Annotated in this window: 22 protein-coding genes; 11 read left to right on the forward strand and 11 right to left on the reverse strand. The window is 69.0% G+C overall.

Going from position 1 to position 24082, the window contains the following annotated elements; translation table 11 throughout:
* Positions 1–8: 8 nt before the first annotated feature.
* Positions 9–2216 carry a NosR/NirI family protein gene (locus tag BUB57_RS12035; RefSeq protein ID WP_073067337.1) on the reverse strand — a complete coding sequence of 736 codons (2208 nt, stop codon included), beginning with the start codon at positions 2214–2216 and terminating at the stop codon, positions 9–11.
* Between the two features lie 277 nt (positions 2217–2493).
* Between BUB57_RS12035 and BUB57_RS12040 the strand changes: the two genes are divergently transcribed.
* Positions 2494–3843, forward strand: coding sequence for an NAD(P)/FAD-dependent oxidoreductase (locus BUB57_RS12040; RefSeq protein ID WP_073067339.1), 1350 nt, complete (start codon positions 2494–2496; stop codon positions 3841–3843).
* 13 nt (positions 3844–3856) lie between these two features.
* Positions 3857–4219, forward strand: coding sequence for a DUF5368 domain-containing protein (locus BUB57_RS12045; RefSeq protein WP_073067341.1), 363 nt, complete (start codon positions 3857–3859; stop codon positions 4217–4219).
* 259 nt (positions 4220–4478) lie between these two features.
* On the opposite strand, the gene BUB57_RS12050 is transcribed toward BUB57_RS12045, so the two are convergent.
* The 10 genes from BUB57_RS12050 to BUB57_RS12095 form a co-directional block, all read right to left on the reverse strand.
* Complete coding sequence (locus BUB57_RS12050; RefSeq protein ID WP_073067343.1) at positions 4479–4760, reverse strand: hypothetical protein; 282 nt, start codon at positions 4758–4760, stop codon at positions 4479–4481.
* Positions 4717–6261 carry a nitrite reductase gene (locus BUB57_RS12055; RefSeq protein ID WP_234952066.1) on the reverse strand — a complete coding sequence of 515 codons (1545 nt, stop codon included), beginning with the start codon at positions 6259–6261 and terminating at the stop codon, positions 4717–4719. The genes BUB57_RS12050 and BUB57_RS12055 overlap by 44 nt, the downstream gene beginning before the upstream one ends.
* Positions 6262–6283: 22 nt before the next feature.
* Complete coding sequence (gene nirJ, locus BUB57_RS12060; RefSeq protein WP_073067345.1) at positions 6284–7507, reverse strand: heme d1 biosynthesis radical SAM protein NirJ; 1224 nt, start codon at positions 7505–7507, stop codon at positions 6284–6286.
* A gap of 12 nt (positions 7508–7519) precedes the next feature.
* Positions 7520–8008, reverse strand: coding sequence for a siroheme decarboxylase subunit beta (ahbB, locus tag BUB57_RS12065; protein ID WP_073067347.1), 489 nt, complete (start codon positions 8006–8008; stop codon positions 7520–7522).
* The gene (locus BUB57_RS12070) at positions 8005–8487 is read right to left on the reverse strand and encodes an Lrp/AsnC family transcriptional regulator (protein WP_073067354.1); all 483 of its coding nucleotides are present in this window, start codon (positions 8485–8487) and stop codon (positions 8005–8007) included. Before BUB57_RS12070 ends, ahbB (BUB57_RS12065) begins: the two co-directional genes overlap by 4 nt.
* Positions 8484–9464: a siroheme decarboxylase subunit beta gene (gene ahbB, locus BUB57_RS12075; protein WP_073067355.1), complete on the reverse strand. Its 981-nt coding sequence runs from the start codon at positions 9462–9464 to the stop codon at positions 8484–8486. Before ahbB (BUB57_RS12075) ends, BUB57_RS12070 begins: the two co-directional genes overlap by 4 nt.
* On the reverse strand, positions 9461–10624 hold the full coding sequence (locus tag BUB57_RS12080; RefSeq protein ID WP_073067357.1) for a cytochrome D1 domain-containing protein: 1164 nt from the start codon (positions 10622–10624) through the stop codon (positions 9461–9463). The genes ahbB (BUB57_RS12075) and BUB57_RS12080 overlap by 4 nt, the downstream gene beginning before the upstream one ends.
* Positions 10621–11034, reverse strand: coding sequence for a c-type cytochrome (locus BUB57_RS17315; RefSeq protein ID WP_327082966.1), 414 nt, complete (start codon positions 11032–11034; stop codon positions 10621–10623). The genes BUB57_RS12080 and BUB57_RS17315 overlap by 4 nt, the downstream gene beginning before the upstream one ends.
* Positions 11027–11812, reverse strand: coding sequence for a uroporphyrinogen-III C-methyltransferase (cobA, locus tag BUB57_RS12090; RefSeq protein ID WP_073067358.1), 786 nt, complete (start codon positions 11810–11812; stop codon positions 11027–11029). The genes BUB57_RS17315 and cobA overlap by 8 nt, the downstream gene beginning before the upstream one ends.
* An 82-nt stretch (positions 11813–11894) precedes the next feature.
* Positions 11895–13595, reverse strand: a complete 1701-nt coding sequence (locus BUB57_RS12095) for a nitrite reductase (protein WP_073067559.1) — start codon at positions 13593–13595, stop codon at positions 11895–11897.
* 385 nt (positions 13596–13980) lie between these two features.
* On the opposite strand from BUB57_RS12095, the gene BUB57_RS12100 reads away from it, so the two are divergent.
* The 9 genes from BUB57_RS12100 to BUB57_RS12140 all read left to right on the forward strand — a co-directional run bounded on the left by BUB57_RS12100 (position 13981) and on the right by BUB57_RS12140 (position 24077).
* Entirely contained in the window at positions 13981–16269 is a 2289-nt protein-coding gene (locus BUB57_RS12100) for a NosR/NirI family protein (RefSeq protein ID WP_234952067.1), read from the forward strand.
* The gene (locus BUB57_RS12105) at positions 16266–17468 is read left to right on the forward strand and encodes an NnrS family protein (protein ID WP_073067362.1); all 1203 of its coding nucleotides are present in this window, start codon (positions 16266–16268) and stop codon (positions 17466–17468) included. Before BUB57_RS12100 ends, BUB57_RS12105 begins: the two co-directional genes overlap by 4 nt.
* On the forward strand, positions 17465–18358 hold the full coding sequence (locus tag BUB57_RS12110; protein WP_073067561.1) for an FAD:protein FMN transferase: 894 nt from the start codon (positions 17465–17467) through the stop codon (positions 18356–18358). The genes BUB57_RS12105 and BUB57_RS12110 overlap by 4 nt, the downstream gene beginning before the upstream one ends.
* 175 nt (positions 18359–18533) lie before the next feature.
* The gene (locus BUB57_RS12115; protein ID WP_073067364.1) at positions 18534–18986 is read left to right on the forward strand and encodes a c-type cytochrome; all 453 of its coding nucleotides are present in this window, start codon (positions 18534–18536) and stop codon (positions 18984–18986) included.
* A gap of 16 nt (positions 18987–19002) precedes the next feature.
* Positions 19003–20391, forward strand: coding sequence for a cbb3-type cytochrome c oxidase subunit I (locus BUB57_RS12120; protein WP_073067367.1), 1389 nt, complete (start codon positions 19003–19005; stop codon positions 20389–20391).
* A 4-nt stretch (positions 20392–20395) separates the two neighbouring features.
* The gene (locus BUB57_RS12125; protein ID WP_073067369.1) at positions 20396–21205 is read left to right on the forward strand and encodes a CbbQ/NirQ/NorQ/GpvN family protein; all 810 of its coding nucleotides are present in this window, start codon (positions 20396–20398) and stop codon (positions 21203–21205) included.
* A gap of 45 nt (positions 21206–21250) precedes the next feature.
* Complete coding sequence (locus BUB57_RS12130) at positions 21251–23230, forward strand: nitric oxide reductase activation protein NorD (protein WP_234952068.1); 1980 nt, start codon at positions 21251–21253, stop codon at positions 23228–23230.
* A complete protein-coding gene (locus tag BUB57_RS12135) occupies positions 23227–23793 on the forward strand; it encodes a cytochrome c oxidase subunit 3 (RefSeq protein WP_073067371.1) in 567 nt (188 codons plus the stop codon). Before BUB57_RS12130 ends, BUB57_RS12135 begins: the two co-directional genes overlap by 4 nt.
* A complete protein-coding gene (locus BUB57_RS12140; RefSeq protein WP_073067373.1) occupies positions 23790–24077 on the forward strand; it encodes a hypothetical protein in 288 nt (95 codons plus the stop codon). The genes BUB57_RS12135 and BUB57_RS12140 overlap by 4 nt, the downstream gene beginning before the upstream one ends.
* The last annotated feature ends 5 nt before the right edge of the window (positions 24078–24082 follow it).

Below are 24082 nucleotides of genomic sequence, written 5' to 3' on the forward strand. Positions count from 1 at the left end.
CCTCTGTTTCAGGTCTTGAGTCGGGGGGTTGCGTTGGGATGGCCCGCAGGGACCGGCCCCAGCCGCGGCGCGGGGCTGGCGGCGACGGATTCACGCCGCTTGAGCCGCCGGATCACCACCGGGCATTTCGTTTCGGACTGGTAGAGCACCTGGCAGTGCAGGCAGTTGATGCACTCGTTGGGGTTGATCTCTCCGGTCGGGTGGATCGACTGCACCGGGCATTCATTGGCGCAGGTCTGGCAGGGGTTGCCGCATTCGCGATAGCGCTTGAGCCAGTCGAACATCCGCAGCCGCGCCGGGATTGCCAGCCCCGCGCCCAGCGGGCACAGGTAGCGGCAGTAGAAGCGTTCGACGAACAGCCCCGCCACCAGCAGCGCCACCGCATAGGCGACGAAGGGCCAGGCGCGGACGAAGTTCAGGATGATCGCGGTCTTGAACGGCTCGACCTCGGCCAGGCGTTCGGCCTGCTCGATCGAGGCCAGCGACACCCCGAACAGCCCCAGGAAGATCATGTACTTGATCGGCCACAGCCGCTCGTGCAGCCCCCAGGGCAGGGTCCATTGCGGGATGCGCAGCTTGCGGGCGATCTGGTTGGTCAGCTCCTGCAGCGCGCCGAACGGGCACAGCCAGCCGCAATAGGCGCCGCGGCCCCAGAACAGCAGCGCCGCCGCCACCGCGAACCACAGGATGAAGGTCAGCGGATCCAGCAGGAACGCCTGCCAGCTGAAGCCCGACACCAGGCTGCCGGTCAGCGCCATGATGTTCACCACCGACAGCTGCGCGTTGAACATCCAGCCCAGCACCACCAGCGTGACCGTCAGATAGGCCATGCGGAAGATGTAGAAGCGCCGCTCGTTCCTGACCGCGAAATGCTGGAAGAAGAACACCAGCGTCAGCACGGCCAGCATCGCACCGAGAATGGCGATCTTGACCTCGGAATCCAGCCAGATCCGCTTCCACAGCTCGGCCTGGGCCCGGCTTTCCGAGGGCTCGGCGATGGCGGCTGCGGCATCCGCCGCGGCCACGGCCTCGGGCGGGGCGGGCGGGGGTGCGACGGCGCGCAGGTATTGCTGCGGCAGCTGATAGCCCAGGTCGAAGGTGGTGAAGACCTTTTCCACCGGCCCGACATCGCGGTGCACCAGCAGCTGGATGCGGAACGGCTTGCCGGGGTCGAAGCCCGACTCGGCCGGGATCTTGAACAGGTCCATTTCCGGGAAATCCGGCGCGTCCTCGGGGGCCAGCCCGTTGATCCGCCGGTGGTCGCGGTCGTGGAAGCGCACCGACACGTCGTCCTGGATCAGCACGATCCGGTCGAAGATGCCGCCGCGCACATAGCCCGAACCCTTGAAGCTGTAGAGCCCGCGACCGACCACCGCGATCGCCTGTTCGCCGGGTTTCAGCCAGCTTTGCAGGTTGGTGTTCTGCGCCTCGCCCAGCAGCGCCTGCCCGACCGAGGGGACCGAGGCCAGCGCCACCTGCATCTCGATGAAGGTGGTTTCCGGCGGTTCGGTCAGGGCGCGGCGGACGGCGCGGGGGTCGGCGTTGGTGGCGAAGGCCTCGTTGACCTGGCCCACCTCGATCACCATCCGGCGCAGGGTGCCGTCGCCCTCCATCTCGGTCCAACTCGACGGGGCGGGGGCCTCGGGGTTGATCTCGAAGCTGGGACCGGCCTGCGCCACCGGCGCGGCCAGCCCGCCCAGCCCCAGCGTCCGCGCCACCTTGAGCCCCGAGCGGACGATGGAATCGTCGATCACCATCACCGTCACCGTGGCGCCCGAGATGATCTCGACGTCATGGCCGGTGCCGCCGGCCTTGGCCTCGGCGATCAGGTCCAGCCCGCGATAGCCCTCGACCATGGCCTGCACCTTCGCCTCGGGGATGCCGATCAGCACGATGGGTTCCGAGTGGTGCACCAGCTGCACGCCGGCGATCTTGGCCTCGTCGTCGACGGCGACCATCGTGTGGATCGGCTTGCCGGAATAGCCGGTGGTGCCGACGAAATCCGTGGTGATGAAGGCCCAGGCCACCCGTTCGCCGCCGCGCAGTACCGGCGCGACCGGCAGGTCGTCGCGGATCGGGCCGAAGCCGTCGGCGCCCTCGACCAGCTCCCCCGCGGATTGCTCGGGCAGGAACTGCGCCAGCACCGATTCGGCATGGGCCGGGCCGGTTATCGCCAGCCAGGCACAAAGAAGGACGATCAGGCGAAGAATGTTCATGGCTGGCAATCCGGCTGTTTCCGGCCGGGACTTAGCAGACCGGCGGACCCGCGTATTTGAGCAGTGTCAATTCGCCGGGGCTGGCGCGGCCGGCACGGCGCTGGCGGCTGTGCTAACGACAAGGATTTGTTGTGAAAATCCGGCCCTGTGGGACAAATGGCCGCAATCCTGTATCTTCATAACATCGAAAGTAAGTGATATGTATGCTCAATGCATCGGCGACGGGGAATCCCTGCCGTCCGGGACAGGCGACATGAATGCAGGGAGGAATGGCGCGATGAGCCGAAGGGTGGAACTGATGACCTCGCGCCGCGGGGTGCTGGGCATGGCGCTGGCCGGTGCCGCCGCGGCCGGGCTGGGCGCCGCCCCGGCGCAGGCCGCCAGGGTCCAGACCAGCGCCCGGATCGTGATCATCGGCGCGGGCGCGGCGGGGACTGCATTCGCCAACCGGCTGATGCAGCGGCTGGACGGGGCGCAGATCACCGTGGTCGATGCGCGGGCCGAACATCTTTACCAGCCCGGGCTGTCGCTGGTGGCGGCGGGGCTGAAGCCGCCAGGCTATGTGGTGTCGCGCACCGCCGACTGGCTGCCGCGCGGCATCTCGCTGGTGACCGACCAGGCCGCGGAGATCGACCCCGAGGCGAAGACCGTCACCACCGCGGGCGGGCAGCGGCTGGACTACGATTTCCTGATCGTCGCGCCGGGGCTGGTGCTGGACCATGACGCGATCGAGGGGTTCTCGCTGGATCTGGTCGGCAAGGACGGGCTTGGCGCGCTTTACGCCGGGCCGGACTACGCGCAGCGGACCTGGCAGGCGGCCTCGCAGTTCACCGAACAGGGTGGGGTGGGCATCTTCACCCGCCCGGCGACCGAGATGAAATGCGCCGGCGCGCCGCTGAAACACACTTTTCTGATCGACGACATCGCCAGCCGCAACGGCGCCGCGGGAAGGTACGAGGCGCATTACGTCTGCCCGCAGCCGGTGCTGTTTTCCGTGCCGATCGTGTCGGAAAAGGTGCGGATGCTGTTCGGCGAGCGCGGCATCGCCACCCATTACGGCCACACGTTGAAGGGGATCGAGCCGGGCCGCCGCATCGCCCGGTTCGAGACCGCGGCCACCGATGCCGCGACCGGCGAGGTCACGAAATCCACGGTCGAGTTGCCCTACGACTACCTGCACGTCATCCCGCCGCAGCGCGCCCCGCAGGTGATCCGCGATTCCGGGCTGAGCTGGGCCGACAAATGGACCGATCAGGGCTGGGTCGAATGCGACATGAAGACCCTGCGCCACCTGCGCTACCCCGAGATCTTCGCGCTGGGCGACATCGCCGGCGTGCCCAAGGGCAAGACCGCCGCCAGCGTGAAATGGCAGGTGCCGGTGGTCGAGGACCATCTGGTCGCCGCGATCCAGGGGCGCGAGGGGACGGCGGTCTATGGCGGCTACACCTCGTGCCCGATGATCACCCGCGTAGGACGCGCGATGCTGGTCGAGTTCGACTATGACAACAACCTGGTCCCCTCGTTTCCCGGCCTGATCGCGCCGCTGGAAGAGCTGTGGATCAGCTGGCTGATGAAGGAGGTGGCGCTGAAGGCCACCTATAACGCCATGCTGCGCGGCAAGGCCTGAGGAGGAACGCGCCATGCAAGAGATGACGCTGGGCACGCTGATCGCGGTGTTCGAGGAAATGTTCGGCCGCGGGCTGTTCTGGGCAATGGTCGCCGCGGCGCTGCTGGTGACCGCGGCCTATCTGTATGTGCTGGTCCGCGACCGCGCGATGTCGATGCACAAGTTCCTGTGGGCGCAGATCTCGATGCCCTTCGGCGCGGTGGCGGCGGTCGCGTTCGTGCTGTGGATCACCCGCTCGGGGCTGCGCGACATCGGCGGGCCGATCGACGTGATCGCGCTGCTCGGCGTGGCGGCGATGGGCGCGGTGGGGATCGCGATCCTGGTCTATACCGCGCAGTCGCTGGCCCGGCCGCTGGTGCGCCGGCCCAGGGCATAAGCCGCCGCGCCGGTTGCACGGCCGGAGCCGGGGGGCTTTCCGCCCCCCCCGCGCCCCCCGGAGGATATTTCTGCAAGGAAGAAAGCCGCTGTCGCTTCGGGGTTGCCGGGTAGCGGCGATGCATGGCCGTTTCGGCGTGAGGCGTGAGGCGTGAGGCGTGAGGCGGGAGGCGTGAGGCGTGAGGCGTGAGGCGTGAGGCGTGAGGCGTGAGGCGTGAGGCGTGAGAGCGTGAGGCGTGAGGGCGTGAGGGCGGCAGCGGTCAGCTGTCGCGCTCGGCCTCGTCGATCAGCCCGCCGATCCAGCGCGTGGCCAGCCAGGTCGCCGGCAGCGTCAGCGGCAATGCCACCAGGATTGTCGCCACCGGCGACAGGCTGGGCCAGCCGAGCGCCCGCCCGATCAGCGCCAGCATGAACAGGTTGATCGCCACCGCCCCCCAGACGAAGGGCGCAAGGATCAGCGCCAGCCGCAGGCGGCTGCGCGGCTGCGGTCGGGCCGCCTCAGTGGCTGGTCCCGTCCGAGAAGGTGATCTTGTTCCAGACATTGTATTTCCCCGAAGGCTTGCGCATCGGCAGGCGCCTGACCTCCTCGAGCGTGGCGGCATCATAGACGACCACCGCGCCGTCGTCTTCCCAGATCGACACCAGCGCGTATTTGCCGTCGCGGGTGAACTCGGTATGGGCCACGGTCTTGCCCGGCGCCGGGTTCAGCGTCTTGACGATTTCCAGCGTCTGCTTGTCGATGATATGCACCTCGTCCCTATGCGGGCCGAAGAACACGTCGGCCCAGACATGGGGGCTGGTCTCGTGGCTGCGCAGGAAGAAACCGGGGCCGTTGGTCTTGATCGCCTTGACCAGCGACCAGTCGGTCATGTCGATCACCGACAGCACGCCCTCGTTCAGGTGCGGGGTGGCCATGACCTTGTGGCCGTTGCGGTCCCAAGTGATGCCCGATCCCAGATGCGGCATTCCCGGCAGCGGCAGTTCGGCGATCTCGCGGCCGACGTCGAGGTTGACGACCACGCCCTTGGTGCCCTCGCGGTTGGTGCCGATCAGGTGGCGATAGTCGGGGTCGAAGAAGAAATCGTCCAGCGGCTCTTCGATGACGATGCGGCGGCGGGCGAACAGGCCCTTCTGCGCGCCGACCGATTCCTCCATCCCCTTTTCGTGGCTGTGGACGAAACCGTCGTGGAACGGCCCGGCCTCGGGGTCGGTCGCGACTTCCCAGATTTCCGGGGCGTCCTTCAGCGCCAGGATGAAGGACCGCCGCTGCGGCGCCTGATAGACGGCCGAGACGCGGGATTCGCTGCCGTCGCGGGCCTTGACCTCCAGCACCTTCACCGGGGTCAGGTCCTCGGTCGAGAGGATAGTCAGCGTGTGCGGCAGGTAGTTGGCGACCGCCAGCCATTTGCCGTCATGGCTCATGGCGATGTTGCGGCTGTTGAGCCCGGCGCGCACCTGCCCGACCTCGCGCAGCGACCAGATATCGTATTTCTGCACCCAGCCGTCGCGCGACATGATGAAGACATAGCGCCCGTCGGGCGAGAACTTCGGCCCGCCATGCACTGCATAGGGCGTGGGAAAGCGGTCGACCACGTCCAGCGTGTCGCCGTCGAGCACGCTGACATGATGGTCGCCGGTCTCGACCACCAGGGTGATGTTCATCGGGTCGGCGTCGAAGACGGGCGCCTCGGCCGGGGTATAGTCCGCCTCCATCTCGCGGCTGGCCTCGATATCGGCCACGGTCCACGATGGCGTCTCGGCCAGCGGCGCCTTGATGAACTCGACCAGTGCGGCGATCTGCGGCTCGGACAGCCGGTCGACGAAACCCTCCATCTGGGTGGCGGGGCGGCCATGGGCGATCACCTCGTCCAGCCCCTTCACCCGGCCAAGTGTCTCGGGGATCAGCGCCGGGCCGGTTCCGCCCAGCCGGTCCTCGGCGTGGCACGAGGCGCAATGCTCGGCGTAATCCGCTGCCGGGTCGGCGGTGGCCGCCAGCGGCGCCAGCGCAAGGGCTGCTGCCCACAGGACTTCTTTCTGGCCCAAATACCCCCGCCGGAGGCGTCTTTCAGAAGAAACGATGCGCGGGGTCATGGCTCTTTCCACGGAACGGGGTGACGGTCAGCCGCTCAAGGTCGCCCTCGACCCCGATCTCGGCATTGGACAGATAGCAGGCCGGGTCTTCGGCCCAGGGGTCGCCGGTCAGTTGCAGCGCGCGGATGCGGGTGTTGCCGCCGCAGACATCCTGAAACGCGCAGGCGCCGCAGCGGCCCTTGAGCGGGCGCGGCCTTGTGCGCAGCGTCGCCAGCATGGGATCGTCGCCGGTCCACCACTGGCTGAACGGCTTTTCCTTGACGCTGCCGACGGTGTAGTCCGACCAGTAGGTGTCGGGGTGGACCTTGCCCTGCGGGTCGATGTTGGCCACCCCCAGCCCCGAGGAGTTGCCGCCCCAAGCCACCAGATGCTCGCGCATATGGGCCACCGCGGCGGGCTCGAAATTGCGTTCGGCCCAGCGCATGAACCACACCGCGTCCGCGTCGTTGTTGCCGGTCACGATCTCCAGCGGGCGGCCGTTCGACACCGCGTCCCAGCCGCGTTCGATCAGCAGGTCCATGGCGCGGCGGGTGTGGGCGTGTTCCTGATCCTCGCCCCGGTGCTTGTCGCCGCGGCCGGCATAGACCAGATGCGACAGGTAGAACTTGTCCACCCCTTCGGATTCGCACAGATCCAGCATCAGCGGCAGCTGGTCGCCGTTGTCCTTGGTGATGGTGAAGCGCAGGCCGACCTTGACGCCGCGGGCCTTGCAGGCGCGCACGCCCGCCAGCGCGTTGTCGAAGGCGCCCTCGACGCCGCGGAACCAGTCGTTGGTGGCCCCGATCCCGTCCAGGCTGATGCCGACGTAGTCGAAGCCCAGCGCCGCCACCCGGTCGGCCACGCCGGGCTCACCCAGCCTGGTGCCGTTGGTGGACAGCGACAGATGCCGGAAATCCAGTGCCCGCGCGCGCTCGGCCAGCTCCCAGAAATCAAAGCGGCTCAGCGGCTCGCCCCCCGACAGGATTAGCGCCGGGATGCGGAACTGCGACAGGTCGTCCAGCACTCCCAGCGCCTGTTCATGGGTCAGCTCGCCCGGAAACACGTGGTCCGAGCTGACCGTATAGCAGTGGCGGCACTTGAGGTTGCAGGTGCGGGTCAGGTTCCAGATCACCACCGGCTTGACCGAGCCGGGCGTGCCGCGGCGGCGGACCGGGGTGGGCTCGACCAGCTGGTGCATGTATTGGGTCAGGCGGAACATCCTTGCCCCCTTTCATTCGTCGCGCAGGCGCAACCCGGTCTTTTTCAGGATACGCGTGGAATACAGGATATCGTGGCTGCGGCAGGCGGTGCCAAGCAGCGCGGCCACTTCGTCGCGCTTGGCCTCGACCTCGGCGCGGCTGCCGCCGTGCAGCATCGCGAACAGGTTATAGGGCCAGCCGGGCAGGGCGCGCGGCCGCTGGTAGCAATGGGTGACGAAGGGCAGCGCGCCCACCTGCGCGCCCAGCTCGCTGATGCGGTCGTCGGCGACGTCCCAGACGCTCATCCCGTTGGCGGTCATGCCCAGCGCGTAATGGTTGGGGGCGACGGCGATGCGGCGGACGATGCCGCGTTCCTGCATCGAGGCCAGGCGCGCGATCACCTCGGCCTCGGTCAGGGCCAGCGCCTCGGCCACGGCGGCATAAGGGGCGGGGGTCAGGGGCAGCCCGGCCTGGGTCGCCTTGACGATGCGGCGGTCGGTGGGGTCCAGCGCCGCGGTCATGCCTGCACCCGGAAACCGATGAAATATTCCTCGAGCTTGGGAAACAGCATCACTTTCAGCCCCGTCTCTTTCTCGATGGTCTTCGCGGTCCGCTCGATCCCCTCGGGCCGGTCGGTGGCCAGCACGAACCACATGTTCAGCGCGTGGGTGCGTTCATAGTTATGCGCGACCTCGGGGTGGGCGTTGACCTGGGCCAGCACTTCGTCAAAGCGGTCCTCGGGCACCTCCATCGCGCACAGGCAAAAGGCGCCGCCCATCGCGGCCGCGTCGAAGAACGGGCCAAAGCGGGTGATCGCGCCGATCTGGCGCATCCGGGTCAGCCGCGAGATCAGCTCGCTGCCCGCGATCCCCAGCGGTTCGGCTGCGTCGTCATAGGGGCGGGGGGTCAGCGGGAACCCGTCCTGCAACGCGTTCAGGATAGCGCGGTCGGTGTCGTCCAGCGCATCCTGCGGCAGGATCTGGCGAGATGGTCGTGTCATGCGGCCTCGATCAGCGCGCCGCGCTGCTTGAAACATCTGGTGGAAAACAGGGTCTTGTGCGGTACTCCGGCCAGTTCCGGCAGGGCGCGGGCATGCTCCAGCACCGCCAGCGCCTCGGTGCGCGAGCGGGCGTGGATCATGCAGAACAGCGGCCAGTCCCAGATCCCGGGCTGGATGCGGCGCTGATAGCACAGGGTGACGCCCGGCACCTGCGCCAGCGCGCGGCCTGCGGCCTCGATGGCGTCGTCGGGCAGTTGCCAGACCACCATCGCATTGGCGGCCCAGCCCAGCGCGCGGTGGCGCACGATGACGCCGACGCGGGTCAGGATGCGGGCATCCGCCAGCGCCTTGATGCGGGCGATGATGTCGGATTCGCTGCGGCCCAGCTGCTGGGCCAGCGCGGCAAACGGCTGCGCCACCAGGTCCAGCCCGTCCGACAGCGCCTGCATGATCGGGCGGTCGTCATCGCGCAGCGTGCTCATGTCGGCGTCGCGGTCCAGCCCCAGCGCCACCCGCGGCCCGCGCAGCCGGAACCCCAGGTCGATGTTGAACGGCCGCACCAGCGGCAGCGACAGCACCGGCAGGCCCGAGGATGCCTCGATCCGCGCCAGCGACTGCGCCAGTTCGGCGTCCGAGGGCGCGGTGGCGACGAACCACAGGTTCCAGCGATCCTCGCGCAGATAGGAATGGTTCACGCCCGGCTCGGCGCCGACGATCGCCGCGACCTCCTCGATCCAGTCCTCGGGGATCGCCAGCGCGGCAAGGGTCGAGGCTCCGGCGGTGTTCGGCCGGCAGGTCGCGCCCACGCGGCTGATCCGGCCGCAGTCCTGCAAGCGCGCCAGCCGTGAAAGCACGTCGGCTTCCGTCGTGCCCAGCCGCTCGGCCATGACGGCGAAGGGGCGCGAGGCCAGCGGCAGGTCGCGCTGGAACTCGTCCAGCAGCCGCGTGTCCAGACAGTCGGGCGCCAGTTCCGTCATAGCCCGGTCCGATGCGCGCGGGCGGTGAAGAAGATGCCGGACGGCGCCTTGGCCTCGATCTCGCCCAGTTTCTCGTAAGTGCGGCTGTCGTAGATCACCACGCGGTCGTCGTCGCGGGCCGACATCCAGACCTCGCGCCCCCGGGGGGTGAACTCCATGTGCAGGACGCCGCGGCCCGGCTCCAGCGTCTGCTTGACCTCATGCGTCATGCTGTCGATCACCTGCACCTTGCCGTTGTCGGGCGGCGCAAAGTTCACCCACAGCTCGCGCCCGTCCGGCCGGGCGGTGACGAACACCGGCTGCCCGGCCACATCGGTGCGGCCGATTTCCTGCCCCGAGGCCGCGTCGGCCCACAGCACCTGATGCAGCCCCACCGCCGGCAGCGCATAGGTCGCGCCGGCCAGCGTCCAGCCCTGCAGATGCGGCATCTTGTAGACCGGCAGGTCGGGTTCGTTCTTGCCGTAATCGGGCAGGATGCGGCGCACCGCGGGCGGGTCGGCCCACAGGTCGATGGTGGTCAGCCCCTTTTCCCCGAACAGCCCCACGATATAGGTCCGCCCGTCCGAGGTCAGCAGCGCGTCATAGGGGTTCGCGCCCACGTCCGGGATGCGGGTGATCTGCGGGTTCGCCGGGTCGGCGGAATGGTCTAGCAGCCACGCCTCGCCATCGTCCCAGGTGGCGACGATGAAGCGGGACCCGGGCACATCGGCCAGCCCCACGGTTTTCGAGCCCATCGGGATTTCCGCCACCGGCGCCAGCGTGTCAGCGTCGAAGACGTTGACGCCCCCCGGCTCATAGTTCGACACCGCGATCAGCCGCCCGTCGTCGGAAATCGCGCCGCCGATGGAGTTGCCGGCCTGGATGATGCGGTTTTCCAGCGTGCAGGCGAGGATATCGACCTTGGACAGCCCGCCATCGCGGCCGAACACATAGGCGTAACGCTCGTCCGGGGAAAAGGTCAGCGAGGCATGGGACAGATCCCCTAAGCCCTCGACCCGGCACAGCGCGGCGCGGTCCGACTGGTCCACCACCAGTACCGAGCCGGTGGCGCGTTCGATCACCACGCCCAGATCGCCGGTGCCGCGCAGGGTGCTGCCGTCCTGCGCCAGCGCGGCGGCGGGCGCGATCAGGGCCAAGGCGGTCAGCGTCGTGCGGATCATTCGGTCTTTTCCTTCATCAGATATTCCGCGATCCACAGCGCCTCGGGTTCCGAGATCAGCGGCCGCCACGGCGGCATCGCCGTGCCCGGCACCCCGTCGAGGATGATCGCAGCCAGCCCCTCGGGGTCGAAGCCCGCAAGATCGCCGGGCGTGATCGGTTTGCCAAGCCCCCCCTTCATCGTCAGCCCGTGGCACGAGCCGCAGTCCTGGATCACCATGTGCTCCAGCTCTGCCTGCCGGGCCGGGCTGACCGGCGGTGCGGGGGCAGGGGTGGCGGCCGCGGCCGAGGCCCCGGTGTCGACAGCCGGCGACGGCGCCGGCGGGGACCTGTAGGACGGCGCAAATGTGGCCGCCAGCCCGACCGACATCACCACCACGCAGGCGGCGGCGATCAGGCCGGTGTCAGCCATTGCTGACCACGCGCAGATGCGCGCTGCGCAATTCGCGGGGCAGCGGCAGTGCCGCGGTTTCGTAAAGCCCGGCGACGCGGCCGATCATGAATAGCACCGGCGCCTCCATGGGCGCGCGGGCCAGATCGGCGCCGATCTGGGTCAGGTCCGACAGCAGCCGCGTCTCGCGCGGGGTGGTGGCGTGGGACACCGCCAGCACCGGCAGGTCGACCGGCATCCCGGCTGCGATCAGCCGCGCGGCGATTTCCGCCATGTTGCCCGCGCCCATGTAGACCACCAGCGTGGTGTCGGGGTCGGCGAGGCTTTCCCAATGCAGGTCCAGCGTCGCGTCCTTGGCGCGGTGGCCGGTGACATAGCGCACGCCGGTCGCCAGCCCGCGATGGGTCAGCGGCACCCCGGTCGAGGCCGAGGCGCCCTGCGCCGCGGTGATGCCGGGGATGTAGCTGTAGGGGATGCCGGCGGCGGCCAGCGCCTCGGCCTCTTCCGAGCCGCGGCCGAAGATCAGCGGATCGCCGCCCTTCAGGCGGATCACGCTGTGGCCCTCGCGCGCCAGCTCGACCAGAATCTCGTTGATGCGGTCCTGCGGGACCGAATGGAACCCGGCGGCCTTGCCGACCGGGATGCAGCGCGCGGTCGCGGGGACCAGCGCCATGATTTCGGGACTGACCAGGCGGTCATGGACGACCAGCTCGGCGGATTGCAGCAGCCTCAGCGCGCGGACGGTCAGCAGATCGGGGTCCCCGGGCCCTGCGCCAATCAGATATACCTTGCCTGCCATGTCCGTTTTCCCTTGCCGTGCCTGCTGGGGATGGTTGGGCGCGCAGGCGGTTGCCCGCGCGCCCGATTTCGCATTCCGACGATCAGTAGACGTCGTTCTGCGTGTTGTAGACGTTGAACTTGCCGGTCGGGGTGACAAGGCGCTCGTCCTTGATGACCTGCTTCAGCTCAAGCGTCTTGTCGTCGATGACGACGATCGCCGATTCCTGGTCCTTGCCGTTCCAGACCGAGAACCAGATTTCGGTGCCGTCCTTGTTGTATTCGCCCTGCACGACCCGCGGCTGGCCTTCGGTGATCTCGGCCATTTCCGCGATGTTGAGCGTGGTGAATTCGGGGTCGGAGCCGTCGCCCGTCATCTGGTCGATCTTGAACACCGCGACCGAGCCGGAGATGTCGGTTTCGGGGTTCAGCGTCGCGTCGACATACAGGTGGTTCGAGCCAGGGAAGGTCTTGACGAACAGCGAACCGCCGCCCAGCGCCGGGAAGCTGTCCACGATCTTCCACGCGTTGTTCGGGTGCCCTTCCGGGTCGGTCCCGATCAGCGCCACCGAATCGTCGCCCAGGTGCGAGGTCGCCCACACCGGCCCGAAGGTCGGGTGTTCGAAGTTCGCGCCGCGGCCCGGGTGCGGGGTCTCGCCCCCGGTCTCGGTGATCGCCGCCAGCTTGCCTTCCTTGGTGTCGATCACGACCAGCTTGCCGCGGGCGTTGGCCGCGGTGATGAAGTAGCGCTTGGTCGAATCCAGCCCGCCGTCGTGCAGGAAGCGCTCGGCCTCGATCTCGGTGATCTTGAGGTTCTTCAGGTCGGTATAGTCGACCAGCTGGATCTTGCCGGTTTCCTTGATGTTGACCAGGAACTCGGGGCGGTAGTGCGACGACAGGATGGCGGCCACGCGGGGTTCCGGGTGGTAGGTCTGTTCGTCGTAGATGTTGCCGCGGGTCGAGACGATCTTGAGCGGCTCGAGCGTGGCGCCGTCCATGATCACGTACTGGGGCGGCCAGTATCCGCCGGCGATGGCGTATTTGTCCTCCCAGCCCTCCATCTTCGAGGTCTCGACCGAACGGGCTTCCATGCCGATCTTGATGGTGGCGACGACCGACGGGTCTTCCATCCACAGGTCGATCATGTCGACCTTGGCGTCGCGGCCGATCACCAGCAGATAGCGGCCCGAGGCCGACAGGCGGCTGATGTGGACGGCGTAGCCGGTGTCGATGACCTTCTTGATCTCATAGGTGCCGCCGTCGATCAGGGCGATCTGCCCCGCGTCGCGCAGCGTGACCGAGAACAGGTTCTCGATGTCCCAATCGTTCATCTTTTCGGTCGGGCGCTCTTCCGGCGGCACGATCACCTGCCAGGAGTTGCGCATTTCCGGCATCCCCCATTCGGGCGGAGCCGCCGGGTCCTGCAGCAGGTAGTTCGCCATCAGCGTCACCTGCTCTTCGGACAGTTCGCCCGAGGTGCCCCAGTTCGGCATCCCGGCCGGAGAGCCGTAGGTGATGAAGCTGTGCAGATAGTCGAAGCCGAGATCGCGGGTCAGGTCCGGCGTCAGTGCCTTGCCGGTCGCGCCGTTGCGCAGCACGCCGTGGCAGCCGGCGCAGCGTTCGAAATAGATCTTGTTGGCCTCGTCGAACTCGGCCTGGGTCATCGCGGGGATGCCCTCGGGGGCGCCGGGAACCGGGATCGATTCCTGGGCCAGCGTGGTCAGCGCCGGCTCATACTGGTCCTGCGGCTTCGAGGTGTGATCCTCGACCTTGCTTTCCGCTTCGGCCTGTTCGGCGGTGGTCATGCCTGCGCCCGGCGAGCGGGGCAGCTCCTGGACCTCGGTGTCGGGGCCGGCCTTGGGGCCGCTGACCGCGTTCGGATCCGAATCGGCAGCCGCGGCTTCTGATTCGGCAGGTGCGGTCTCGGCCGTCTGTGCCGCCGCGAAACCCGTGGCGAACAGCAGGGCCAGTGCCGCAGATGCCAGGAGCGATGACCTGGCAGTATGCGCTGGGAACTTCATGAAGTCTCTCCGTTTAGCTGGTGAGGCGAAAAGAATTATAACGATCGCGTGTGCGGTGTCCTTGACTTCAGTTAAGGTGGGGGCTGCCGGCCGGCGGCAGGCTGATTTCGGATGACGCCTCGCTTACCATGGCACGATCGGCGTTGTCTGCAACCATGACGGAGCCTCCATGCAACTGCCTGTCCCCTTGCGCCGCGCCCTTGCCGCCGCCGCCGCCCCGGCGCTGGCGCGGCTGCTGGCGCTGTCGCTGGCGGCGCTGTCCCTGGGGATGCCGGCGGTCGCCGAAACCCCGGCGGAAACCCGGCTGGGGCTGGGAATCGGGGCCGAAACCGTGGCCCCGGCGGTGCCCGACGCGGCGCTGGCGGCGCGGCTGTTCGGGGCGCCGCAGGACGGCCAGGTCATCGTCACCCGGCAGGATACCCCCGCGCCCTCGTGGCGGGTCGAGGCCGAGGGGCGCACGCTGGGGTTGATCGGCTCGACCTGGGAGCTGGCGAGCTCGACCGGCTATTCCGGGCTGCCGCTCGAGGTGCTGGTCGCCGTCGCCCCCGACGGGACCATCGCCGGCGCGCAGCTGATGCGCCATAACGAGCCGGTGCTGACGCTGGGCATCTCGGACGCCGACATCGCCGCCTATGTCGACGGTTTCGCCGGCTACGACACCGCGCAGGCCGCCACCCGCGCCGAGGGGCTGCCCGATGTGATCGCGCGGGCCACCGTCTCGACCGGGGTGATCCGCGACGGCATCCTGCGCAGCGCCCGCATCCTGGCGGCGGCGCAGACCGGCGGCGGGGTGATCGACCGCGTGGCCTATGCCCCCGCCGACTGGGCGGCGCTGGAATCCATGGGGGCGCTGTCGCATGTGCGGGTGAGCATGGCCGACGCCGCCAAGGCGCTGGCGGGCGCGCGCCAGCCCGTCACCCCCTCGGACGCGCCCTGGCTGGAGCTGTGGACCGGGATCATCGACACCCCCACCGTGGGGCAGAACCTGCTGGGCGCGCAGCGGCTGACGGAACTCGCCGGCGCGCTGGGCCCGGATCAGGCGCTGCTGGCGGTGATGTCGCGCGGGCTGCAATCGCATCGCGGCACGGAATGGCGGCGCTCGGGCCGGTTCGAGCGGATCGAGATCGCGCAAGGCCCGGTGACGCTGGTGCCGATGGCCGAGGATTACACCCAGATTTCGGGGCTTTCGATCGAGGGCGCGCCCGAGCTCAAGGAAACCAGCGTCTTTCGCATCAACGCGGACCCCGAGGCGGGCGGGCTGGACCTGACCCGCCCGTTCCGCGTCACCGTGCTGACCGCCCGCGCCGGGCGCGAGGGCGAGCTGCTGGTCCTGCCCGTCAGCACCGAGGCCGCGCTGCCCGAGCCGTTCCGCGTCGCGCCGCCGCCGCCCGAAGAGCCGCTGTGGCTGCAGGCGTGGCAGGACAAGCAGCCGCAGATCGTGGTCGTCGGGGTGATGCTGGCGGTGCTGGGGCTGATCCTGTTCGCGCAGGAATGGATCGTGCGCCGCAAGCGGCTGTGGCTGTGGCTGCGGCTGGGCTATCTGGCCACGACGCTGGTGGTGCTGGGCTGGGGGCTGGGCGCGCAGCTGTCGGTGGTGCAGGTGATCGCCTTCATCCACGCGGTGCTGTCGGGGTTCCGCTGGGAAACCTTCCTGGTCGCGCCGCTGATCTTCGTGCTGTGGTCGGCGGTGGCGCTGGGGATGCTGTTCTGGGGTCGCGGGGTGTTCTGCGGCTGGCTGTGCCCGTTCGGCGCGCTTCAGGAACTGACCAACCAGGCCGCGCAGCGGCTGGGCGTGCGCCAGATCGCCGTCCCGCAGGCGCTGCATGAACGGCTGTGGGTCATCAAGTATTCGCTGTTCGTCGGGCTGGTGGCGCTGTCCTTCTATTCGATGGAACAGGCGCTGATCCTGGCCGAGGTCGAGCCGTTCAAGACCGCCATCTCCATGCGCTTCATGCGGGCCTGGCCGTTCGTGCTGTATGTGCTGGTGCTCCTGGGCGCCGGGCTGTTCATTGAACGCTTCTTCTGCCGCTATCTGTGCCCGCTGGGGGCGGGGCTGGCGCTGCCGGCCAAGCTCAAGATCTTCGACTGGCTCAAGCGCCGCCCGCAATGCGGCCGCGAGTGCCGGCTGTGCGAGACGAAATGCACCGTCGGCGCCATCGACCCGCTGGGCCGCATCAACGCCAATGAATGCGTGCTGTGCCTGCGCTGCCAGGTGATCATGAACGACGAAAACACCTGCCCCGTGCTCAAGCGCCGCGCCCGCGGCGCCGGGGCGGGGCCGGGCGGCGGCATGGGCGGCGGCTTCACCGCGCCGCCGATCCCGCCTGCGCCCGCATCCCCGCCCGCCCCGCCGCCGCTGACGCCGACACAGGTGCCGGCTTCGGCCCATGCTGCCGCGGCCGGGGTGCCGGGGCCGCTGCAACCCCCCTCGTTCCGCTCGCAACAGGAGAGGACATGACTGCCGTGCTCAACGAAAAAACCACCTCTGGCCGCTCGATCATCCTGCAAGAGGGCTGGCGCGTGTTCTTCATGGCGGCGGGGATCTACGCCGTGGTGGCGCTGGGGGTGTGGCTGGTCTGGGCCGGCGGGCTGGCCGATCTGCCCTTTGCCCCCGCCCCGATCGCCTGGCACGCGCATGAGATGGTGTTCGGCTTTGCCTTTGCGGCGATCGCCGGGTTCTTCCTGACCGCGGTGCCGAACTGGACCGGCGCCCGCCCGGCCTCGGCCCGGGTGATCACTCTGCTGGCCGGGCTGTGGCTGGCGGGCCGCGTGGCGGTGTGGTTCGCGATGGTGCTGCCGGGGTGGCTGGTGGCGCTGGTCGACCTGGCGTTCCTGCCGGTGCTGGCCGCCACCATGCTGGCGCAGCTGCTGGTCCGGCCCAAGCCGCAGAACCTGATGTTCCTGGGGCTGCTGACGCTGGCCTGGGTCGCCAACCTGCTGGTGCATCTGGACTGGATGGGGCTGGCCGGGACCGAAGCGCAGGGGATCCGCGGCGGGCTGCTGACGGTCTGCGCGATGATCGCCATCCTCGGCGGCCGCGTCACCCCCGCCTTCACCCGCAACGCGCTGCTGCGCGTGAACCCGGGCGCGGCGGTGCCGGTGTCGCGGCCCCGCATCGACATGGCGGGCATCGTGCTGGCGCTGCTGACCGCGCTGCTGGCCACCGCCGATGTCCCCGCGGCGCTGACCGGCGCCGTGGCGGTGGTCGCCGGTCTGGCGGCGCTGCTGCGGCTGTCGGGCTGGCGGCCGCTGGACACGCTGCGCGACCCGATCGTCTGGACCATGCACGCCAGCTACCTGTTCCTGGGGCTGGGCCTGCTGGGCTGGGGGCTGTCGCTGCTGGGGCTGGGCTCGGAAATCGCCGGGCTGCACCTGCTGGGCGTCGGCGCCGTCGGCGGCATGACCCTGTCGATCATGAGCCGGGCGAGCCTGGGCCACTCTGGCCGCCCGATCCGTGCCTCGGCGCCGCTGATCTGGGGCTATGTGCTGCTGCCGGTGGCGGCGGGCCTGCGCTGGGCGGCCTCGACCTGGCCCGAGATGTTCCACTTTGTCGGCACCGTGGGCGCGGGGGCGCTGTGGGTGCTGGCGTTCGCGCTGTTCCTGGTGGCGCTGTGGCCGGTCTGGACCACGCCGCGCGCCCGAGGCGGGGCGCGATGACCGCCCCCCGCCTGCCGCGGCGCCGGTTTCTGGCGCTGGCCGCGCTGGCGGCGGTGCTGCCGGGGGCCGCGGCCCGGGCGGCGTCCGACCGCCATGTCTGGCGCGGCGTGGCGCTGGGCGCGGATGTGCAGCTGACCGTCGCGGGCGGCGATGCCCGCACCGCCCGCGCCTTCTTTGCCGAAGCCGAGCGGGCGCTGCGCAGTATCGAGCGGCAGTTCTCGCTTTATACCGGTTCCGAGCTGACGCGGCTGAACGCCGTCGGGCGGCTGGCGCAGCCCTCGCCCGGGATGGTGGCGCTGCTGGAGCTGGCGGGGCGCGTGCATGACGCCACCGGCGGCGCCTTTGACCCCACCGTGCAGCCGCTGTGGGACGCCCGGCGGCGGGGCGAGGACGAGACCGCCGCCCGCGCGCTGGTCGGGTGGGGGGGCGTGCAGATCACCCCGCAGAAAATCCGCCTGTCCCGCCCGGGCATGGCGCTGACCCTGAACGGCATCGCCCAGGGCGCCGCCGCCGACCGTCTGGCCGAGGTCGCCCGCAGCCACGGCCTGCGCGAGGTGCTGATCGACGCGGGCGAGATCCGGGCGCTGGGCGCGCGCGACTGGCAGGTGCGGATCGAGGCCCCCGGCGGCCAGCCGGTGCGCGAGTTGGCCCTGCGCGAGCGGGCATTGGCGACCTCGGCGGCGCTCGGTACCCGAATCGGGCCGGCACAGCGACCGCATATCCTTGGCCCCGGAGGGGAGGCGCCGCACTGGGTGCTGGTTTCGATCAGCGCCGACAGCGCCGCGCTGGCCGATGCGCTGTCCACCGCCGCGGTGCTGCTGGACCGGCCGGCGATCGACCGGGCGCTGGCGCGCTTCCCGGGCGCCCGGCTCGAGGTACTGGCGGGCTGACGCCGCCGTGCCGGGCGGGGGCGGAATCGCGGCCGGGATGCAGATTTGGCACGCAGGACCCGGATTTCCGACAGAATAAATGTGGAATCGCGTTTCGGTTGACTTTGGGCAAGGTCCGGGGCCACGTTATCGTTATCGTGACACACAGTCGAAATTGCTCGAAGGGACCGCCGCCATGAGCGACGTCATGACCAAGAGCATGGCCCGCAACGTCTTTTATGGCGGGTCATTGTTCTTTATTGCCATATTCGTGGCAATGACGGTGCACAGCCACATCTATGCCGTGAATGTGTCCACCAACAAAGCCACGCTGACCGACAGCGTGGCGGCCGGGAAACACATCTGGGAACGGCATACCTGCATCAACTGCCATTCGCTGCTGGGCGAAGGGGCGTATTTTGCGCCCGAACTGGGCAACGTCATGGTGCGCTGGGGCGTGCAGGACGACCCCGAGGGCGCGGCAGATGCGCTCAAGACCTGGATGCAGGCGATGCCCACCGACATCGAGGGACGGCGCCAGATGCCGAACTTCCCGCTGACCGACGAGGAGTTTCGCCAGCTGAGCGATTTCCTGGTCTGGACCAGCACGATCAACACCCAGGACTGGCCGCCGAACGACGCGGGCTGAGCGAGGGACGAAAAACATGAAATATCGTACTCAGAACATAGCCCTCGCGTATTTTTCGGTCGCGATGGCGCTGTTTGCCGTGCAGGTCACGATGGGCCTGATCATGGGCTATATCTATGTGCAGCCCAATTTCCTGTCCGACTCGCTGCCGTTCAGCGTGGTGCGGATGCTGCACAGCAACAGCCTGATCGTCTGGCTGCTGCTGGGGTTCTTCGGCTCGGCCTATTACCTCGTCCCCGAGGAAGCCGAGCGTGACATCCATTCGCCCACGCTGGCCTATCTGCAGCTGGCGATCCTGGTGCTGGGCACGGCCGGGGTGGTCGTGACCTATCTGTTCGACCTGTTCAACGGCAACTGGCTGCTGGGCAAGGAGGGGCGCGAGTTCCTGGAACAGCCCAAATGGGTCAAGGTGGGCATCGTCGTCGCGGCGCTGATCTTCCTCTACAACGTCACGCTGACGGTGCTGAAGGGGCGCAAGACCGCGATCTCGAACGTGCTGCTGCTGGGGCTCTGGGGTCTGGCGCTGCTGTTCCTGTTCGCCTTCTACAACCCCGCGAACCTGGTGCTGGACAAGCAGTACTGGTGGTGGGTCGTCCACCTGTGGGTGGAAGGCGTCTGGGAACTGGTGATGGCCGCCATCCTGGCCTTCCTGATGCTGAAGCTGACCGGCGTCGACCGCGAGGTGGTGGAAAAGTGGCTGTATGTCATCGTCGCCACCGCGCTGTTCTCGGGGATCCTGGGGACCGGGCACCACTACTACTGGATCGGCCTGCCGGCGTACTGGCAGTGGGTCGGCTCGATCTTCTCGAGCTTCGAGATCGTGCCCTTCTTCGCGATGATGGCCTTCGCCTTCGTGATGGTCTGGAAGGGCCGCCGCGACCACCCGAACAAGGCCGCGCTGCTGTGGTCGCTGGGCTGCACCGTGCTGGCGTTCTTCGGCGCCGGGATCTGGGGCTTCCTGCACACGCTGCACGGGGTGAACTACTACACCCACGGCACGCAGATCACCGCCGCCCACGGCCACCTGGCCTTCTACGGCGCCTATGTCTGCCTGGTGCTGGCGATCATCACCTATGCGATGCCAATCATGCGCAACCGCGACCCCTATAACCAGGTGCTGAACATGGCGTCCTTCTGGCTGATGTCGGGCGGGATGCTGTTCATGACCTTCACGCTCACGTTCGCGGGAACGGTGCAGACCCACCTGCAGCGGGTGAACGGCGAGGCCTATATGGACGTGCAGGACCAGCTGGCCATCTTCTACTGGATGCGCTTCGGGTCGGGTGTGGCCGTGGTGCTTGGGGCGCTGCTGTTCATCTACTCGATCGCGGTGGTGCGGCGCGAGGTCTTTACCCCCGGCCCGGTTCAGGCCCACAAGGACGGCCATATCGAGCCGGCGGAGTAAGACGATGAACGCTCATGCAACGACAACGAAGGAGGGGGCGGCAGCCCCCTTCTATCTTCCGCAGCGCGACGAGATCGAGGTGTTCGAGGCCGCGGCCCGCAACGACCTGCCGGTGCTGCTGAAAGGCCCGACCGGCTGCGGCAAGACCCGCTTCGTCACCCATATGGCGGCGCGGCTGGGACGCAAGCTCTACACCGTGGCCTGCCACGACGACCTGTCGGCCTCGGACCTGATCGGGCGCTATCTGCTCAAGGGCGGAGAGACCGTCTGGGTGGACGGGCCGCTGACCCGGGCGGTGCGCGAGGGCGCGATCTGCTATCTCGACGAGGTGGTCGAGGCGCGCAAGGACGTCACCGTGGTGCTGCACCCGCTGACCGATGACCGCCGCATCCTGCCCATCGACCGCACCGGCGAAGAGCTGGAGGCCGCGCCCGGCTTCATGCTGGTGGCGTCCTACAACCCCGGCTACCAGAACATCCTCAAGACGCTGAAACCCTCGACCCGCCAGCGCTTCTTGGCGATGGAGTTCGATTTTCCGCCGCCCGAGCAGGAAAAGACCATCGTGATCGAGGAAAGCGGCATCGACGAACGTCGCGCCGCGATGCTGGTGCGGCTGGCCGGCAAGCTGCGGGCCCTGAAGGGGCAGGACCTGGAAGAGGGCGTCTCGACCCGGCTGGTGGTCTATGCGGCGACGCTGATCGCCGGCGGCATGGACCTGGACCGCGCCATCGCCGCGGCGATGATCGAGCCGCTGACCGACGACGCCGACATCAAGCGCGGGCTGGCCGACCTGGTGGTGGCGGTTCTGGGCTGAACCCCTGGGACCGGGGGCCAGCCCCCGGACCCCCGGGATATTTGGATGATGAAGAAAGGTGCCATCATGGCCGCGCGGGTGGACTGGCGCGAGATCGAGCCGTGGGAGCCGGAAGAGACCATCGGCAAGCTGTGGCACGGCTGGGCCAGCGGTTTCGAGGCGATCCCCGAGCATGAGGACGCGCGGGTGGCGCTGTCCGAGGTGGCGGGGCGGCTGGCGGTGCTGTTCCGGGGCCTGGGCGGCGATCATTCGATCGAGATGCGCCCGACCGCCGACCGGGTCAGCCGGCACCGGCTGAGCTGGCTGCGCCGGCTGGGGACCGAGGCCGAGGCGGTGCCGCAGGCCGAGTTCGACGGCGGCATCCTGCGGCTGCCGGCCTCGCTGGCGATCCTGCCCGCGGCCGAGGCCAACGGGGCGCTGTATCTGTGGCTGGCGGCGCATGCCGCGCATCTGGTGCTGCCGGCGGATGTGGGCGACGACCCGCTGCGGCGCGACCTGGCCTGGCTGGGCTCGGCCCGCGCCACCGTGGCGTGGGTGGCCGAATCGGCGCCGGGGCTGATGCCGCTTTATGACGAGCTGCGCGCGCTGTTGCTGGCGGCGCGGCCGTTGCCCAAGCTGCCCCCGGACGAGGCCGCGGTCGAGGCGGTGGCCCGGCATCTGCTGGGCGATCCGGCGCCGCTGGACGAACGCGCGGCCGGGATGCTGGCCGCGATCGATGCGGGCGATCTGTCGGGGTTCACCGCCACGCGGCTTTACCAGCCGATCCGGCCGGTGACGCTGTGGGTGGCCGCGGGCGACGCCAGCGTTTCGTCCGAACGGGTGGCCACGCGCGAGGCCGACGAAGCGGGCGAGGAGCCCTCGACCGAGGCCGGCGAAAAGACCATCCGCGCCCGGCGACGCAAGGCTGACGACGCCAACCGCAAGGACAGCCTGATCATCAACAAGTTCGAGGCGATCCTGAGCTGGGCCGAGTTCCTCAACCTCAACCGCCGGGTCGAGGATGACGACGACGACAGCGCCCGCAAGGCTCTGGACGACCAGGACGAGCTGGGGCTAGGCCAGATCAGCAAGGCCCCCGCCACGCGGCTGAAGCTGCATCTGGACCTTGCCCCCGAGGACGTGGACCGCGAGGCGATTTCCGGCGTCTTCACCTATCCCGAGTGGGAGGCGCGGTCGGGGCGCTATCTGCCCTCGCACGCGCGGGTGCTGGACAGCGAACCCGAGACCCCCGCCGACGCCCCCGCGCCCTTTGACGAGGCCGCGCGCCGCCGTATCCGCGCCGTGCGCCGGCAGTTCGAGGCGATGCGCCCCGGGCGGGTCGTCACCACCGGCCACCGCGACGGCGAAGAGCTGGACCTGGACGCCACCGTGCAGTCGCGGGTGGGGCTGATCGTGTCGGGCGAGGGCTCGGACCGGATCTGGAAACAGTCGCGTCCGCAGAACCGCGACCTGGCGGTGTCGATCCTGCTGGACGTCTCGCGGTCGACCGAAAGCGCCGTCACCGGCCGCGCGGTCATCGACATCGAGCGCGAGGCCCTGGCGGCGCTGGCCTGGGGGCTGGATGCCTGCGGCGATCAGGTGGGGATCCAGGCGTTCTGCTCGCTGCGCCGCGACCGGGTGTTCGTCCATACCTGCAAGCGTTTCGACGAGCCGATGGGGACCGCGGTCGAGGCCCGGATCGCGGCGCTGCGCCCGGCCTTCTACACGCGGCTGGGGGCGGGCATCCGCCACGCCAGCGCCACGCTGGCCGCGCAGGCGCGGCGGCGCCGGCTGCTGCTGGTTATCACCGACGGCAAGCCCAATGACCTTGACCACTACGAGGGCCGCCACGGCATTGAGGACAGCGCCATGGCCGTGCGCGAGGCGCGTCGGGCCGGGCATTCGGTCTTTGGCATCACCGTCGACCGCGACGGCAAGTCGTGGTTCCCGCGCATCTTCGGGCAGGGCGGGCACGCGCTGATCCCGCATCCCGACCGCCTGCCAGAGGCGCTGCCGCAGATCTACCGGCAGCTGGTCGGCGCATGACCGAGGCCACGGATATCCGCCGCAACCCGGGCGGCCTGCCGGGCGAGCTGATCATGTGGGTGCTGATCGTCAGCGAGCTGGCGGTGTTCGGCGCGGCGCTGCTGATCTTTCTGGTGCTGCGGCTGGGCGACCCGCAGGGGTTCGCGGATTCGCAGGCGCAGCTGCACCGGCTGTCGGCCGGGATCAACACCATGGTGCTGGTCAGTTCCGGCTTTGCCGCGGCGCTGGCCGCGCGGGCGGCGGAAACCGGCACCGCGGGCGCCCGGCGCGCGGTGCGCCGGCTGCTGGCGGTGGCGATCCTGCTGGGGGGCGTGTTCCTGCTGCTCAAGGGGGTGGAATACGCCGATGCTGCCCGCCGCGGGCTGGGGCTCGAGGCGCATGTCTTCTTTACCTTCTACTGGCTGCTGACCCTGTTCCACGCTGCGCATGTGCTGGCGGGGATGGTGATCCTTTCCATCGTCTCGATCCGCGCCAATGCCGATGCGGTCGAGGCCTCGGCGCAATTCTGGCATATGGTGGACCTGGTATGGGTGATCCTGTTCCCCGTGATCTATCTGCTGTGAAACGTCTGTCGTGGTCCGATCCGCTGGTGCGGGCCTGGGTGGCGCTGATGGCGCTGTCGCTGGCGGCGACGGCGGTGGCGATCCTGCGGCCGCAATCGCCGGCCTGGGCGGGCACGGTGGCGGGGGCGGTGATCCTGGGGTTCGCCTGGCTCAAGGCGCGGATCATCCTGAACCGCTATCTGGGGCTGGCCGACGTTCCGGGCGCGCGCCGCGGCTTTGGCGCCGGGCTGGGGGCATTCGCGCTGGCGGCGCTGGTGCTTTACGCGCTGGGGCAGGCGGGCTGAGGGCG

This window comes from Paracoccus solventivorans (genome assembly GCF_900142875.1).
Taxonomy (GTDB): Bacteria; Pseudomonadota; Alphaproteobacteria; order Rhodobacterales; family Rhodobacteraceae; genus Paracoccus; species Paracoccus solventivorans.